The 16,085-nt window shown below is 61.7% G+C and carries 15 protein-coding genes; 7 read left to right on the top strand and 8 right to left on the bottom strand.

Annotated elements, in window-relative coordinates:
• The coding region (locus KY459_06060) for a hypothetical protein (GenBank protein ID MBW3564270.1) at positions 1–385 on the bottom strand (385 nt) is incomplete at its 3' end.
• 320 nt (positions 386–705) lie between these two features.
• On the opposite strand from KY459_06060, the gene KY459_06055 reads away from it, so the two are divergent.
• The gene (locus KY459_06055; protein MBW3564269.1) at positions 706–3,666 is read left to right on the top strand and encodes a TonB-dependent receptor; all 2,961 of its coding nucleotides are present in this window, start codon (positions 706–708) and stop codon (positions 3,664–3,666) included.
• 381 nt (positions 3,667–4,047) lie between these two features.
• Here KY459_06055 and recO read toward each other — a convergent pair whose 3' ends face one another.
• The 7 genes from recO to KY459_06020 form a co-directional block, all read right to left on the bottom strand.
• A complete protein-coding gene (recO, locus tag KY459_06050) occupies positions 4,048–4,788 on the bottom strand; it encodes a DNA repair protein RecO (protein ID MBW3564268.1) in 741 nt (246 codons plus the stop codon).
• Positions 4,789–4,822: 34 nt separating this feature from the next.
• Positions 4,823–5,266 carry an rRNA maturation RNase YbeY gene (gene ybeY / locus KY459_06045; GenBank protein ID MBW3564267.1) on the bottom strand — a complete coding sequence of 148 codons (444 nt, stop codon included), beginning with the start codon at positions 5,264–5,266 and terminating at the stop codon, positions 4,823–4,825.
• Positions 5,256–6,221: a PhoH family protein gene (locus tag KY459_06040; protein MBW3564266.1), complete on the bottom strand. Its 966-nt coding sequence runs from the start codon at positions 6,219–6,221 to the stop codon at positions 5,256–5,258. Before KY459_06040 ends, ybeY begins: the two co-directional genes overlap by 11 nt.
• A gap of 81 nt (positions 6,222–6,302) precedes the next feature.
• Positions 6,303–6,860 (bottom strand): 16S rRNA (guanine(966)-N(2))-methyltransferase RsmD, encoded by a 558-nt coding sequence (gene rsmD / locus KY459_06035; GenBank protein MBW3564265.1) that lies wholly within the window; start codon positions 6,858–6,860, stop codon positions 6,303–6,305.
• Positions 6,857–7,576, bottom strand: a complete 720-nt coding sequence (locus KY459_06030) for a hypothetical protein (GenBank protein ID MBW3564264.1) — start codon at positions 7,574–7,576, stop codon at positions 6,857–6,859. The genes rsmD and KY459_06030 overlap by 4 nt, the downstream gene beginning before the upstream one ends.
• Positions 7,573–8,802, bottom strand: coding sequence for a hypothetical protein (locus tag KY459_06025; protein MBW3564263.1), 1,230 nt, complete (start codon positions 8,800–8,802; stop codon positions 7,573–7,575). The genes KY459_06030 and KY459_06025 overlap by 4 nt, the downstream gene beginning before the upstream one ends.
• Entirely contained in the window at positions 8,799–9,617 is an 819-nt protein-coding gene (locus tag KY459_06020) for a glycosyltransferase (GenBank protein ID MBW3564262.1), read from the bottom strand. Before KY459_06020 ends, KY459_06025 begins: the two co-directional genes overlap by 4 nt.
• A gap of 80 nt (positions 9,618–9,697) precedes the next feature.
• On the opposite strand from KY459_06020, the gene KY459_06015 reads away from it, so the two are divergent.
• The 6 genes from KY459_06015 to KY459_05990 all read left to right on the top strand — a co-directional run bounded on the left by KY459_06015 (position 9,698) and on the right by KY459_05990 (position 16,024).
• A complete protein-coding gene (locus KY459_06015; GenBank protein MBW3564261.1) occupies positions 9,698–10,954 on the top strand; it encodes a sensor domain-containing diguanylate cyclase in 1,257 nt (418 codons plus the stop codon).
• Positions 10,954–12,063: a DUF4388 domain-containing protein gene (locus KY459_06010; GenBank protein ID MBW3564260.1), complete on the top strand. Its 1,110-nt coding sequence runs from the start codon at positions 10,954–10,956 to the stop codon at positions 12,061–12,063. Before KY459_06015 ends, KY459_06010 begins: the two co-directional genes overlap by 1 nt.
• The gene (locus KY459_06005; GenBank protein MBW3564259.1) at positions 12,060–12,728 is read left to right on the top strand and encodes a hypothetical protein; all 669 of its coding nucleotides are present in this window, start codon (positions 12,060–12,062) and stop codon (positions 12,726–12,728) included. Before KY459_06010 ends, KY459_06005 begins: the two co-directional genes overlap by 4 nt.
• A 5-nt stretch (positions 12,729–12,733) precedes the next feature.
• Positions 12,734–13,345, top strand: a complete 612-nt coding sequence (locus KY459_06000; protein ID MBW3564258.1) for an SPOR domain-containing protein — start codon at positions 12,734–12,736, stop codon at positions 13,343–13,345.
• A 231-nt stretch (positions 13,346–13,576) separates the two neighbouring features.
• The gene (locus KY459_05995; protein ID MBW3564257.1) at positions 13,577–14,035 is read left to right on the top strand and encodes a PaaI family thioesterase; all 459 of its coding nucleotides are present in this window, start codon (positions 13,577–13,579) and stop codon (positions 14,033–14,035) included.
• 57 nt (positions 14,036–14,092) lie between these two features.
• Positions 14,093–16,024: a HAMP domain-containing protein gene (locus tag KY459_05990; GenBank protein ID MBW3564256.1), complete on the top strand. Its 1,932-nt coding sequence runs from the start codon at positions 14,093–14,095 to the stop codon at positions 16,022–16,024.
• The last annotated feature ends 61 nt before the right edge of the window (positions 16,025–16,085 follow it).

Below are 16,085 nucleotides of genomic sequence, written 5' to 3'. Positions count from 1 at the left end.
CCTGGTTTGCCTCAAGCCAATCGCGGATGTGCTTGACGTAGGCACGCTCGTCGTCCTGGCGGTTGGCGTGCAGCTGCATGAGCATCAGCGTCCTGTTGGTGCGCTCGCGGTTCTTCAGGCCGTAGGCGCGCGCGCGGATTGAGTCGCGGACGGGATGGATGAAGGCGTCCATCGGCGAGGTTGAGAGCGGCGTCTCGGCGGGTCGAGTCGAGCGCGGCCCGCGCCGAGCGAACTGCTCGGCGACGATCCGCCCGGTGTCGCTCAGCCAGTCGCTGAGACGAGTGATGTCGGCGGCGTGCGCGCGCTCGACGAACGGACCCCAGAACGAGGCGCCGGTGAAGGCGGCCTCGCCTCCGAGGACGCGGTCGGCGGCCACTCGGGCCATCTGGTATCCCGGCGAGACGAGGCCGAAGATGCGCCCTGCGTACAGGGCGCACTCGCCGATCGCGTAGATCTTCGGGAATTTGGATTCGCCTGGATAGATCTCTTCGGAATCTCCAATTTCTCAGTGGCTTGGCCCAGGTGTCCTCCTGGTCTGGTCCCTGCTGATGAATTCCGCTAGTCGGTGCCTCGGTACAAGGTGAAGCCGGGCACGGGTATACTTCAGTCACAGGTCGGAAGTTTCGACCGAGGAGGAGCGCTGCAAGGGATCGATTTCCTACGGGTCGTTTCGGCAGCTCAGGTCAACCATACGGAGGTATTTCAATGCGCAGTAAAGTTGTGTTGTGCATCGTTGCAGTACTACTGGCCGCCACGAACCTCGTGGCGCAACAGACCACGGGGACCCTCACAGGGTTCGTGACGAGTGAAGGGGCTGCTCTTCCGGGTGTGACCGTCACGCTATCCTCCCCGGCGCTTCAGGGCGTCAAGACGGCAGTGACGAATGAGAACGGCGCCTTCAACTTTCCAGCCCTGCCACCTGGAAGTTACACGATCACCTACGAGCTGGCCGGTCTCGCGACGGTCCAGCGGGTGGTTCAGGTGAACCTGGCGCAGACATCGAGAGCGGATGTTGCGATGAGCGTTGCCGCGCTTGCGGAGGCGATCACGGTGACGGCGGCAGCTCCGACGGTGATCGAGACCAGCGCCGTATCTCACAACATGGATGCGAAGACGCTCGATAACCTGCCGGTCAATCGCACGATCACATCGGCCGCTCTGCTCGCTCCTGGTGTCTCCAGCGAGGGACCGAACGATCAGTTGATCATCTCAGGAGCGCCGTCGTACGAGAATCTCTACCTAGTGAATGGCGCGGTCGTAAACGACACGATTCGAGGGCAGCCGCACTCGGTCTACATCGAGGACGCGATTGCCGAGACCACCGTCCTGACGGGAAACATCTCCGCCGAGTACGGCCGTTTCGTCGGGGGGGTCGTCAACACGATCACGAAGTCGGGTGGAAATCAGTTTTCCGGCTCGCTGCGCGATTCGTTCACGAATGACGATTGGACGAAGAAGACTCCGTTCCCCGGAGAAGCCGACCACCTGGACGAGATCAACGAAGTCTACGAAGGAACGCTGGGCGGCTTCGTTCTGAGAGACAGGCTGTGGTTCTTCGGCGCGGGCCGCATGGCCGAGACCAGTGGGTCGCGCAATACCCGTGATACGAACATTCCATTCACGACGACCCAGGAAGAGGACAGGATCGAAGCCAAGCTGACGGCTCAACTGGCGGCGGATCATTCGATCATCGGCTCCTATCTGGATCGAGAGCGGTTCCAGGGGAACAATTCCTTCGGCTCCATCACAGATCTCAGAAGTCTCGACGATCGCGATCTTCCGGAGTCGCTCATTTCCGCGAGCTACAGCGGCATCTTCGCCGACAACCTCCTGGTCGAGTTCCTCTGGAGCGAGCGCGAGTTCGCGTTCGTTGGAAGCGGCGCAAACACAACCGATCTGATCGAGGGAACGATCCTTCGCAGTTTTTCGGGCTTTCGGCGCGCCTGGTCTCCGACCTTCTGCGGGATCTGTGCAGACAAGACCAGAGACAATGAATACATGCAGCTCAAGGGCACGTACTTCCTTTCGACCTCCGACTACGGCACCCATAATCTCATAGCCGGATACGAGGACTTTGCAGAACTTCGCGAGGAGAACAACGAGCAGGGTGGCAGCGGCTGGCGCCTGTGGGGCAACTTCCGTCATCCAAACGGAGGACCCGACACCTTCATCCATGTCGACCCGGATCAGTCCTTTCTTCAGGTCTGGCCGGTGCTGAACCGCAGCCTCCGGTCGGACACGACCGTCAAGTCATTCTTCATCAATGACCGGTGGGATCTCAGTGATCGCTGGAGCTTCAACATCGGTGCACGCTACGATGCAAACGACACCGTCGATCAGGCCGGGAAAAAGACCTCCGACGACAGCTCGTTCAGTCCCCGTCTTTCAACGACCTGGGATCTCGGTGGTGACGGGCGGCATCGAGTGATCCTCGGCTATGGTGAATACGTGGCCGAGATCGACAACGGCCAGAACGATTCGACCTCCAGTGCCGGATCCCCGGCCGCGTTCCAGTGGTTCTACCGCGGGCCGGAGATCAATGGTCCGGACGTGCCGGATGACCAGCTGCTGACGACCGATGTGGTCCTGGCGATGGTGTTCGACTGGTTCTTCAATGAGAGCTGTGGAGGGGTCGCGCAGAACGATTATGATGCGATGCTCCAGAACTGCCAGCACCCGAGAAGCTTCAGAGTTCCGGGTGTCAGCAGCCAGCTCGACGGAGAGCTTCGCTCCCCGACAGCGAAGGAATGGTCGATCGGATACGGCGCGAGAGTCGGTAGTCTCGGCTTCGTCCGTGTCGATTACATCAATCGAGAGTTCGAAGACTTCTACACCGCTTCGACGAATCTCTCGACTGGAAAGGTATCCGATGCTCTGGGGAACGAGTTTGACATCGAGCTGATCGGAAACAGGGACTCGGGTCTCGAACGGACCTACGACGCCGTTATGCTCCAGGCTGGTTACCGTCTCCTCCGGCGGATAAACGTGGGTGGCAACTACACCTGGTCGGAGCTGCGCGGCAACGCGGATAGCGAATCGTCGAACAGCGCCACGGATGCGATCGCCGCGATCGATCATTTTCCCGAGTATCTCGATCGCTCATGGAACAACCCGGTCAGGCCGATGGAGAGCGACGTCGAGCACCGCGCCAGCATCTGGGTCACCTATGATCTGCCGACCCCGATCGGAAACTTCAACTTGTCGCTGCTGGAGCGGTATCACAGCGGGTATCCGTACTTCGCAGCCGGCACGATTGATCTCCGTGGGATCGAGAACCCCGGGTACATCGATCCGCCCACTTCAGGGACCTACTTCTTCGAGGGTGGGCGCGAATACCGGACCGACGACGTGACCAGGACCGACATCGCCGTCAACTATGGACTCCCGATCGGACGGTTCGAGATCTTCCTGCAGGGAGATGTGTTGAATGTCTTCGACGAAGATGCCATCAACGACCCGGACGGCCTTCGGACCACCGTCTTCACGAGCCGGAACTCCGCGTGCCGTCAGGCGGACGGATCTCGCTGCGCCCGATTCAATCCGATGACCGAAAAGCCGGTCGAAGGAGTGCACTACGTCAAGCACCCGAACTTCGGTCTCGCGGATGACGACAGCGCCTACCAGCTTCCGCTGACCTACAGGTTCTCCGTAGGATTCCGGTTCTGAAGTTTTCGTCCGCTGTGAAGATTCGAAAAGCCCCGGCGACTCGCCGGGGCTTTTTTTGCGACGAAAATGGGGGTCAGGTCGATTCCTCGCGTATTTTCGGGCTCACAAGCTTTCTACGACTCACGGAAAGATGTCACGAAATTTCCTTTCCGAGGGAGAAAAGCGAGCAGTCGGCAACGCGATCGCGTCCCGAGGCTCGCGAGCGTATCGATCCTGCGCCGAGCTCCAGTCTTTAGCCGCGTAAAGCTGTCTTTCCAGCTCCGAGGGCGAAGACCTGATACGCAGTTTCTAACTCACAGGATGACAGGTTCTTTGATCCCCCCGGGTCAGTTCCACAATCCCTCCCTCATATCCTCACATCCTCATATCCTCATATCCTCCTCACAGCGCCGACTGCAACGCTTCCCACGACTTCAGCTCGTGCCCGAGGAAGTGCCGACGCAGGTCGACGATGAACATCCGGGCGTCGAACAGATCGAGCGACGGGATCTCGTTCGCCGCAAACGCCTCGACCGACATCGAAGAGATCGACGACAGGACGTTCGCGACCGCGTTCGGCATCGTGGCCATCCGGACGCCGGCGCACTCAGGGCAGACGAATCCGGCATCCGGCTCGGAGAAACGAAGGGGAGGGACGAGTGGCCGGCCGCAGCCCGCGCACGACTTCAGCGAAGGAAAGAGGCCTCCGATCTTCGTGACCCAGAGCTCCGCCCACGCCACGACTCTGACCGGGTCGGCTCCATGAGCCATCACTTCACAGATGCTGTCGAGCATGCGGAAATACAGCTCACCGTTCTCCTGTGGCTGCGCGAAGGTCATGACCATTTCCGAGACGTAGGAGAGCGCGATGCTGGACCTGAGGTCGCGCTGAACGTCGAACATCGACCTGACCAGCTCCGCAGACTCGATCCGGACGATCTCGTCGTCGTCTCGCTCGCGATAATTCAGAACGATGCGGCTCAGCGGCTCCAGCGATGCTCCGAACCGCGTCTTCGCGCCTCGCACGCCATACGCCCAGCCACGCATCAGCCCCCTTTCTCTCGAGAGGAGAGCGACCAGCTTGTCGCGCTCCTTCTGGGGCCACGTCGTCAGAACGATCGCTTCGGTTTTATGCGATCTCATCCTTCTTCAGTCGCAAGCGTCGAACCTCGAGCTCTCAGAGCTCGACGAGACGACGCGCTTCCAGTTCGAGTGAGCTCATTTCTCCATCGTCGGTTTCGTGATCGTATCCGAGGGCGTGAATCATGCCGTGAAGAAGAAGGTAGCGGATCTCGGTGGCAAGGGAATGCTTCTCATCGGCGGCCTGGCGCCGCGCGCGAGGCAGGCTGATCGCGAGATCGCCCAGCGGACGGAGCGCACCATCGGGTGAGACCTCGTCGGACGGAAAAGTCAGGATGTCGGTCGAGCCCTCGCGGCCTCTCCAGCGATGATTGAGCTCGGCCATCACGGAATCTCCCAGGAGCGAGACGGTCACGTCGGTATGTCGGTCGTCCGGCGTGACACCGAGCTCGATGAGGGCCTTGTAGCAACGGTTGACGAACTTGCGGATCTCGCGGCGGGGAAATCCGGGAACCGAACGGCCCACGACGTCAACCCGCATTGTCCGGGGTGTTCCGTCTCGCTTCCCTCAGATCGTAGGCGTGGACGATTCGTCCGACGAGGGGATGCCTGACGACGTCCTTCGGCGTGAAATGGATGAACTCGATCCCGTCGACACCTTCGAGCGTGGCCCAGGCCTCGCGGAGTCCGCTTCTGCGACCATCAGGAAGATCGATCTGTGTGATGTCGCCGGTGACGACGACTTTGGAGCCGAAGCCCATTCGCGTCAGAAACATCTTCATCTGCTCGGTCGTGGTGTTCTGAGCTTCATCGAGAATGATGAATGCATCGCTGAGAGTCCGCCCGCGCATGAATGCGAGAGGAGCGACCTCGATGACGTTCTTCTCGATGAGCTTGCCGACCCTCTCGAACCCGAGGATGTCGTAGAGGGAGTCGTAGAGCGGACGGAGATACGGGTTGATCTTCTCGGCGAGATCGCCCGGAAGAAAGCCGAGTTTTTCCCCCGCCTCGACGGCGGGCCGGCAGAGGATGATCCGTCGGACCTTCTTCTCGCTGAGCTGAGCGGCGGCGACCGCGACGGCGAGGAAGGTCTTGCCCGTGCCTGCAGGACCGATCGAGAAGGTCATGTCCATCTTCTCGATCGCCTCGAGATACCTGCGCTGCATTACCGTTCTCGGCTTGACGATTCTCGAGACTTCGGGCGAAAGGGCGTCCCCCGCGAGAAATGCCACGACATCCGCCTCCGGGTCTTCGGACAGGACGCGGATCGCGGTCCGAATCGATGACGGGCGGATCGAAATTCCCCGTTGCTCGAGAATCTGAAGGTGATCGATCAGGCGCTCGACCACGGATACCTTCTCCGGCTCTCCGGCGACCTGGACCTCGCCGTTTCGCATGTTGATGCGAACGTCGAACGCGCGCTCGATCGCTCGAACGTTGTCGTCGTTGGTGCCGAACAGGACGGATGCGGTGGTGTCGTTGACGGTTGGGCTCATCGGCTCCTCGCGAGAGCCTGAATGAGCGCATCTCGGTCGCTTCGGTCAAATTGGGAAATCGACTCAAAATTCCGCGTTTGATCAATCATTCTTCGGGGTCCGTTCGTAAAATGAGATGGCGGTGTCTCCCCAGCTCGCCGATCGGCTGAGGCGGAGACCACCTCGCTCGCTCTCGAGAGCATTGCGGGATGGATGCTCGACGGCGACGATGGTCGAACCGTCGATTCCGCTGAATGCTCCCAGGCGCTCGAGAAGCCGGCCCCATCGATCGAAGTCCCAGGGGGGATCGGCATAGACGACGTCCCAGCCAGCGTGATCTCTGAGAAGGACTTTGTAGACGTCTTCCCTCAGGACCTCGATCGGGCTCTCCCATTCCGCCGCCGTCGCCTCCAGCTGGCGGGCAGCGGCACGGTCGCGTTCGACCGCCACGACGCGGGAAGCACCCCGCGACACCGCCTCGAACGACATCACGCCGGTTCCGGCGAAGAGATCGAGAAAAGATCCTCCGGAGGAGATCCGCTCGCCGACGATGTTGAAAAAGGCTTCTCGCGCACGGGCGGTTGTCGGCCTCGTTCCACTCCGCGCGGCCCTGAGCCTGCGCCCTCGCAGCTCGCCTCCCGTGATCCGAACCCCTTTCACTCAGCGACGGTCGAGTAACGACCGGCGAAAGCTTCGTCGAGTTGATCGAGCGTGAGAAATGCGCGGGTGAGCCGTCGCTCGTCTTCCAGCTCGATCATTCCGGAGTCCTGGTGGTATCTCAGAACGGTCCAGACGTTGAGGTCGTGATCCAGCAGCAAGTCACCGGCTGCCGGTGCATACTCCGCAAAGGGACTCGAGAGATCGCGATCCTGCCAGATGATCTGAACGAGCTCGCGAAGAAGGTCGCGCTGGCGCTCGAAGTCGGCGGGGAGCATGACGGAGGGATCGTAAGTCCGTTCAACCGCGGTCCCTTCCGCATCGTAGATGCGTATCGTCTCGCGAAGGTTGGACGCTGTACCGCGGCCGGGGATACGAGGCGCTTCCTTCAGGCGGCTGGTCGACAGGACCGTTTCGTACTCCGTGATCGCCTCGGCTGGAAACATCACCATCTTCCGCGACTGCAGATTGCCGCGAGTCAGCGAGAGCACGACCAGACCGTTACGGAACATGGCGAGATGCTGCACGCCGCCGGGAGAGCGGGAGATGTAGTCGAGATAGGGGGAGGGGAGCGATCCGCTTTCGGTTGCAGGCGAGCTCCTGACCCGCTCGGCCCCCACCAGCTCCGGAAGCATCTCCTCTTCGGTTTGCGATTGTCCGTGTGCGACGGACGCTGCAACCGCGGCGATCAGGCCAATGACTGCAAACCCACCCTTCACTGAGAACTAAGGTAGCGCACGGCCGCGTTTCTGGCAAACACTTCCGCCTCCTCGACCGTGATCTTTCCCGAGGCCACCGCCACACGGGTATCCAGAAGCGCCTTCCCGATGTGCGGCCCGGGCTGGTCACTGATCTCCGCGCCTGTGAACGGGAGAGTGACCGATCGAGCATGAGCCGCCTCGGCGAGCAGCCGCTCAGAGTCCTCCCCGAGCAGCGCCGCCGCGGTGAAAAGCTCTTCCGGAAGCTCGATCGCGAGCCTGAGACTCTGCTCTCTGCTCGCGTGGCGGAGGGAGTCGCGGACGGAGGGAGCCTCCCGGGCGATCCGCGAGAGGAGGTCCCGCCTGGCCGCTGGCAACGGAAGCCCTCCCAGGCCGTGGTAATCGCCGGCGCCTGCAAGGAGACCGGCCACGACCGCCTCGCGGGATTCGCGGCGGATCTCCAGGTCCATCGAGCGGGCGATCGCGCCGGCGATGGGCTGAGGCAGCTCGCCCGCGATTCCCCACGGTTCGCTCAACGCACCGATCGACGCCATCAGTTCGAGAGCACGGTCCGCCGCATTCTCCTGGAGGATCAGTTGAAACTCGGCCCAGAGCCGATGGCTGCTCACATCTGCCCGACCGCCGCGTCGTGTGACCTTTTTTGCGAGCTCGAGCGTCTCCGGCTCGATCTCGAAGCCCAGCCGCGCCGCAAAACGCGCCGCTCTGTCGATCCGGGTCGGATCGTCACGGAAACTCGCCGGATGAAGGATTCGGACCACCCGCGCCCGGACGTCCTCACGCCCTTCGCTGGGATCGATCACCGTACCGGTTCGGAGATTGGCGGCAATTGCGTTGATCGTGAAGTCCCGCCGCGCGAGATCCGCCTCGATTCCTGACTTCGACACGGCGGGAAGAGCTCCTGGCCGGGGATAGGTCTCGCTACGAGTGGTGGTGAGATCGACCGCCGTGTCTTCGAGGTGCACCGTGGCCGTCAGAAAGTTCGGATGGTGTGTGATCGCCCCGTGAAGCTCGTCGGCGAGCAGTTTCGCGATCTCGTCGACGCGTCCCGTGAAAGCGAGATCGAGGTCGAGCGGAGCATCGATGACGACCCCGTGAGCTCGCTCGAGAAACAGATCCCGGACGGTACCCCCGACGAGCCAGCCGTCGACCTCGAGCTTCCGGCTCGCTGCCTCAGCAGCGGTAACGATGGTCGCGGCTCGGAACGGAAGGGATGTGAGGATGTTCATGAGATCACGGCTTCCAGAGCATACGAAAGAAACTGGAATCGATGTTCGGGCCTGAAACGGTCCCTCGAGAGGATCGCTGCTTCGAGCCGCGATCGGACGAGCTCGGGCTTGAAAAGGGCGTTCAGGATCGCATGGACCATCTCGTTCGGATCTCCCGCAGGGACGAGCGTTCCGCTCCGTCCATTCTCGAGCCGCACGGCGTTGATCGGTGTCCGTGACGCGACGACCGGGAGTCCGAAAACCAGCGCGTCGGCAGTGCGACCATCGAAGTCGTCGGGCTCGACTGCGGGATCGATCCACACGCCAAGGGTGGCGAATTCTTCCGGAGTCGGGGAGGTCAGCGCGACCAGCTCGACATCGTCCCGAAAGCGCTGAATCCGATTCGCGAGGCCCGAGACCAGCTCATTGAGCGCCGGACGGGTTTTCCAGCCCACCCGAAGCGAATCACCAGCCGGCGGCCGCGATGACTCGAAGAACGCGGGCTCGACCGCCTCCGGGAGAACGAAGGTTTGCCCGGATCTTGCCCGCGGGAGCCCCTCAGTCAGGAGAAGCGCCTCGGGTGCCCCGCGGCCTCGGAGCCGACTCCACCATCCCGAAGGGCCCGGTTCCGGCGGTCGCGTCGTCATCCTCGGGACGTTTCCTGCCACCGCGCGCGAACCGTAGCCGATGATCACATCAAAGCCGGGGGAAATCGGCGCCGTCATTTCGCTATGCTCGGACACCGACCAGTCGGGAGATCCCTGGAGACCGTCGAGGCGAGCGAGCCGCGCATCGAAAGGCCAGCGAGCAGCGTCGGTGATCGCGAGAACTCTCACTTCGCGATCTTACCCCGCCCGATCGGCCCGGGGTTCCTTCAACATCCGGACGGGATGATCGGGTTAGAATGAGTGCAGGGATGAGTGTGCCGAGAAAGGTAGTCTTCGCGGAGGAGCTCGTTGACACGATCGATGAGATCGCCGGGGTCTGTGAGGGGTTTTCCTTCGTCGGAGAGGACGATGCTACCGGCAATGAACTGATCGGGATGATCGGGCCGGGTCGAACGCCCTCGTTCGTGTCGAGTCTTCGAGCTCTGCTCGTATTGGGCGAAGGAAGCTCGAGCGCCGGCAAGCTCGTGGTCACCGACAGCTCGTTCAGGGCCTCACCCTCGTCCTGGGTGGAAACTCTCTGGTGCCTCGGAGAGGCGAACACCCGGAACCGCGAGCTCAGCCTGAGGGCCGAGATGTTGAACGATGTCGAACGGCTGATGTCGATCGCCGATCTCGAGGACATCTTCCGCGAGGTGGGAACGATCTCGCTCGAGATTCTGGGACTCGACCGGGGCCGACTGCTCATCTATGACGCCAGTGAGGAGCGGTACGTCCCGGTCTGGTCGAATGACGGCGGTGATGAGAGCGACGGATCGCTTCTTCCCGGCGTTCCGGTAGAGGCGCTCGAAGCAGCGCTCGAGGGGAAAGCGGACTGGTCGCTCTCGGAGGATCGTACGGTGCTGGTCGTTCCGCTTCGGAGCGACGAGGATCCGATCGGTGTCTTCGCGGTATGGACGGGGGGAGCTGACGTTTCTCCGGCCAGAGCAGACCGGGTGGCTCGATGGATCGGGATCGTTACTCTGATTCTGTCGAGTGCCTATCACATGACTCGAAGCAACGAGCTCGCTCTGAAGGACGATCTGACGCGGGCGTTCAACAGGCGATTTCTCGAGACGTATCTTTCGCAGGAGCTTCAGCGAGGTACCCGGTACGGCACGATCTTCAGCATCATCTTTCTCGATCTCGACAACCTCAAGGGAGTCAACGACCGGCACGGTCACATGAGTGGTTCGAGAACCCTGCAGGAGGTGGCGAAGCGGATTCTCTCGGCGGTCCGGGGAATCGACCGCGTCGTTCGATTCGGAGGGGACGAGTTCTGCATCATTCTGCCGCAGACCGACGAGGACGCCGCGCAGGCCGTGGCCGAGCGTGTGAGGAATGCGATCGCAGCAGAGCCGCTGAAAGTGGGTGACGGGATCGAAGTCTCGATGACCGCAAGTTTCGGTATCGCGTCGTTTCCACAGCACGGGAGAACAAAGGAGGAACTGCTCCGCCGCGCCGATGACGCGATGTATCGTGTCAAGGCGGCTTCGAAGAACGGAATCGGCGTCGCAGCCATGGAGTAATGAGCGAAGGCCTCGGGATTCAGGGAGCTCTGGACGAAACGACCGTCCCGGACCTGATGCGATCCCTCCTCACGAGCTCGGAGACAGCGATGATGTCGCTCGAGAGCGGCGAACGCCATGACACGATCTTTTTCGAGGATGGCGACATCGTCTACGCGGCCAGCTCCGACCCCGATCTGAGCCTTGCAGCCGTTCTTCTGCGAGGAGGAGAACTTTCGCTTCAGCAGTTTCGCAAAGCATCCGAAGAGATGTCGCCGAGCAAGTCGATGTCGGTCGTGCTGACCGAGCTCGAGTTCATGAACAGGGATGAGCTGATGTTCGCACAACAGCGCCGGACCACGATGATCGTCAAGGATGCAGTCGCCTTTCGCAACGGACGCTACTCGATCGACTTCGTCACCGAGATGCCGCCCGAGATCATCCGCAATCGCGCCGATACGCTGCGTCTCGTTCTCGACGCCGTCGAAGGCATTGAGATGTGGAGTCTGATCGATCGAGGCGTCCAGAGAATCAGAGGCCGGCTGACCCAGGCGGATCGCGCGGACATGAAGCTGTTCACCCTCGACGTAACTGAAAAGGAGAGCCACATCTACTCCATGCTCGTCGAGCCGCTGACCGTCGATGAGCTCTGCCAGCGCAGTTACATGTCGAATTTCGAGACCTGCCGCACGGTCTGGGCGCTCTTCACTGGAGGTCTGATCACCGAGAGTGCAGCCGGAGCTCTCAGCGAGAAACGGCGGCTCAACGAAGAAGAGTTCGAGCTTGAAGCCCTCGTCGAAAAATACAACTCGATCTATCAGGTGCTCTTTCAGATCGTATTTCGCGAGATCGGCGATTACACGTGGGATTTCGTCGACCGTGTGGTGCGCCACCTCGCACCGGACCGGATGCCGTTCGTCAGCGGGATCTCGATGACCAACGAGGCGAGGGTCGACTTCGATCAGCTGTACAACAACCTCGTCGCGTCGGGCCTCGAGAACCGTCGGGAAACCGCAAATGACGTCCTGAACCAGCTTCTCTACGGATGGATCGTCGAAACCAGACAGGAGTTCGGCTCCAGGCTCCAGGGCGAGATCGATCGCGTGGTGGCGCCGCTGCTGAAAACATGAAACGGTATGCCCTCACTCTCTTCTGCCTGATCGTCCTGCCGGCCTGTTCATCAGCCGTTCGGACTCCGGAAGACGCCGAGTGGTTGGAGCTGACCCAGACGTACTCGCGTATCGAAGCGACGCGGAACGCATTCCAGACCGACAGCGGATCCAGACGCGATCGCATCGCCTCGGCAGTCAGCCTGCAACGCCAGCTCGAACCGGTGTGGATCCCGTTCATGAGCGCGCTCGAGAATTATTACCGGACCACTGGAGACCCCCGTGCCGCGGCGATCTGGGTGAGAGAAAAGCTTCTTCTCGGCGATGGCTACGCGAACCTCCTCGCGCGGTACGATCGTGCCATCGAGGTCTACTTGAGCGGTCTCGAGCTCGATCCCGGCAATCCCGCGTTGATCGACAGAATCGAGCGGGCATGGGAAAGGGCCTTTGCGCAACCTTCGGCGTTCAACTCCGTTACGGCGGGCATGAGGGAGTCCGAGGTCGTCGAACGGCTCGGTTACCCGAGGGTCGACTGGATGCGCCAGGTGGTGAGAAGCGGAAAAATTTACCAGGTCTGGATCTATCCAAGGAGTGACGGGAGCGCGGCGGCGGTTTACTTCGAGGACGGAAGGGTGTATCACAAGAACTGGCAAGCGGCTCCGGCAGACGGGGGTGGAGGGAGATGACTGGGATGGCGGAAGAACCGATTCATGCTGATTCGTCGCATTACGAGATCTCGCTGACTGCAGGACAGGCGTTCATGGCGGTGCTGCTGCTGCTCGGGTCGATCGTCGCCTCGTTCGTATTCGGAGCGATTGTCGGAACCGCCCGGGGCGAAGAACGCGCGGCCGGTCGAACGGCTCAACCGCTCAGTTCGATCGAAGAGCTCGACCGTTCGCCCATCGAGCCTGGCGCCAAGGAAGACCACTCGGCGCCATCGTCCGCGGAACCAGCGACCAGAGTCGACGAGCCGTCCTCGATCGTGGAGGACGAATCTCCCCGCCCGACCGTCCGGACTCTGCCGACGTCATCACCCGCCGGCGCTTCACCGGACAGAGAGCTCTCGGCAAGCCCTCATGACGCCCAGATTCTCTCGACCACCGAATCGGCTCCCGCCGAGGCTCTCGCCGCGAGACTTATCGAAGCGGGTTTCTCATCGGCATATGTGGCCAGGGTGCCCCGGGACGATTCGACTCTCTACCGGGTGCGCGTGCGATTCGAAGATGAGAAATCCGCCCGCGACGCCGTCGAGCGCCTTTCGGCATTCGCGCCCGGTGAAGTCTGGGTTCTCCGGGCTGACTGACACGCAGCCGGGAGTCCGGCTCGAGGAGCTTCGACCGGTTAACCCGGTTTATTCATGAGATGTCGTCGCGAGGAGGTGGAAAGTGGTGTGGATACGAGGCGCGCGACGAGTTCGGCGACGCAGGCATACTTGCAGTATGTCGAGGAGCCGAATCGAGCGCAACGCTGTAGCCACGCTGCTTTCCGCCTCCGCAGTAGACGTCTCATGAATTAATCCGGGTAAGATCGGGCCATGGAAAAGAGTATTCAGGAAGAGTACGGGCCCGGTGTCATCTGCTTCGGCTGCGGCCCGTCGAACCCGAAGGGGCTCCGCATCCGAAGCTTTCCCGCGGGGGAAGGGCTCGTCGCGCAATGGACCCCGGAGGACCATCACCAGGCCTTTCCCGGCGTGATCAACGGAGGAATCATCGGAGCACTGCTCGATTGCCACAGCAACTGGACTGCTGCCTGGCACATCATGCAGAGGGACGGCGAATCGAAGCCTCCGGTGACCGTGACCGGGGATTTCCACGTGCGGTTGCGGCGACCGACGCCGATGAAGGAGCTGACGATCCGATCGAGCATTGCGGAGTCGGAGGAGGATCGAATCGTGGTCGATGCGTCGATCGAGGTCGACGGAACCACGACAGCAACCTGCCGCGGAACCTTCGTCCGCGTGCGCGAAGGCCACCCCGCGTGGCACCGATGGTAGGCATCCCGGACGATCGGTGCGAACGGAAAAGCGGCCGGACCGTCTTATGATTGACGGATGAAGTTGACGGCGAAGCGAGCGAGCAGGCAGATCGCGGAACCGATCGAGCAGATCGCTGCCGATCTGCAGAATCCCAGGCGAGGCTTGCGGGCTCAGGTCTGGCTGGTCTTCACTCTGCTCGGCTTCATCATGGCTCTGACCGGAGCCTGGTTGTCCGGAGAAGTGCTTCGCGACAGCTTCCGGAGCTACATCGGTGAGTCGCTGAACCGGCTTTCCGGTGAGATTGCCGACAGCCTCGACCAGGATCTTCACGCCAGGTATAGTGATTTGAAAATCATCGCCACGGTCCCGGAGCTCGTCGATGAAGAGACTCCTGCGGTCGCGGTTCGAGACGTGCTCGAGCGAGTCAAGAGCAGCTTTCCGATGTACGCCTGGATCGGACTGGTGAACCCGGACGGCGAGGTGCTCGCCGGAACCGAGGGGTTGAGCGAGGGCCGTGACGCGAGCAACCGGCCCTGGTTCAGGGAGGGGCGCGAGGAGGTGTATTTCGGCGACCTTCACGAGCCGGTTCTGCTGAAGGGATTCCTGCCCGAACGGACGAGTGGCGGTCGCCCGGCCAGATACGTCGACATTTCGCTTCCGGTGGAAGGCGGGCGCGTCCTCGCCGCTCTCATCCGGCTCGACTGGGCCGAGGATGTCGCGGAACGGATCGTCAGCGCTCGACACGATCGCGGTTCGGTAGAGATCATGATCATCGACCGGAACGCCTCGGTGGTGATCGGGGACGATTCGATGATCGACCTTGAAGTTCCGGAAACGATTCGGTCGCGCGTCCGCGAAGAGGGAGGTGGACACGCCCTGATCGATTGGGAGGATGGCCGCTTCCTCACGGCTTTTGCGTCCGCTGACGGGTTCATCGATTTTCCCGGGTTCGACTGGCTCGTATTGGTGCGGCAGCCGGAAGAGATCGCCTTCGCGCCCGTATCCGAGCATCGATTCAACGTTTTCGGCTGGGGGATCGCCCTGACGCTGCTGTTCGGCCTGGTCGGCTGGTTCGCCGCGAATTACGTCACCCGGCCGCTGCGGGACCTGAGCAGGGGCGCCCGGCTGGTCGAAGCGGGACTCCAGAAGAGCGTCCCGGTATTTCCCGATCGGCACGACGAGATCGGCCAGCTCTCAGTTGCGCTGCACCAGACCATCTCCCAGCTGGTGGAAAAAGACGAACGTCTTCTCCAGCTCAACGTCGAGCTCGAACGGCGAGTTCAGCTCCGGACTGCCGAGCTGCTCACCGCCAACGAGTCGCTCGAGGCATTCAACTCCATGGTCTCCCACGATCTGAGGGGCCCGCTGGCCGGAATGATCGGTTATCTCGGACTTCTGAAGATGGACCTCTGGGACGAAATCGGTGAGGATGGCCGGAAAATGCTCGCCGAGGTCATCGAAAGCGCCGACCGGATGAACGAGCTGATTACCGATCACCTCAAGCTGAGCCGCGCGTCGATCGGAGCCCTGGAGAAGTCGGAGGTGGACATCAGTAAGATGTCGGAGGAAATCCTCAGCCGCCTGCAAGCCCGAGAGCCGTCGCGGAGAGTCGAGTGGCACGTCGAGCCTGGAATCACGCTCTATTCCGATGAGTCCCTCATGGAGATCGCCATGGAGAATCTCCTCGGTAACGCGTGGAAATACTCGAGCCGCACCGATCAGGCGGAGATCGAGGTGGGCGTGATCGAGGAAGAGGGAGAGAAAGTCGTATTCGTCCGCGACAACGGGGCGGGCTTCGACATGAGCAAAGCTTCCGGTCTCTTCACGCCGTTCAAGCGGCTCCACTCCAAAACGGCTTTCCACGGTACGGGCGTTGGGCTCTCGACCGTCCGTCGCATCATGGAGCGGCACGGTGGGCGCATCTGGGCCGAAGCGGCGCCGGACAAAGGAGCGACCTTCTATTTCGCAATTCGCGAGAGGGAGGAAGGAGAGCAGAGGCGCGCCTGAGCGAAGAGGCCGCCCGATCATCGGTTGCATCGAGCTAGAGGACGATCCGCGGCTCGTCGGT

This window comes from Acidobacteriota bacterium (genome assembly GCA_019347945.1).
Classification (GTDB): Bacteria; Acidobacteriota; Thermoanaerobaculia; order Gp7-AA8; family JAHWKK01; genus JAHWKK01.
The sequence above is the reverse complement of the archived record's forward strand: the minus strand, read 5'-3'. Positions and strand labels throughout refer to the sequence as shown.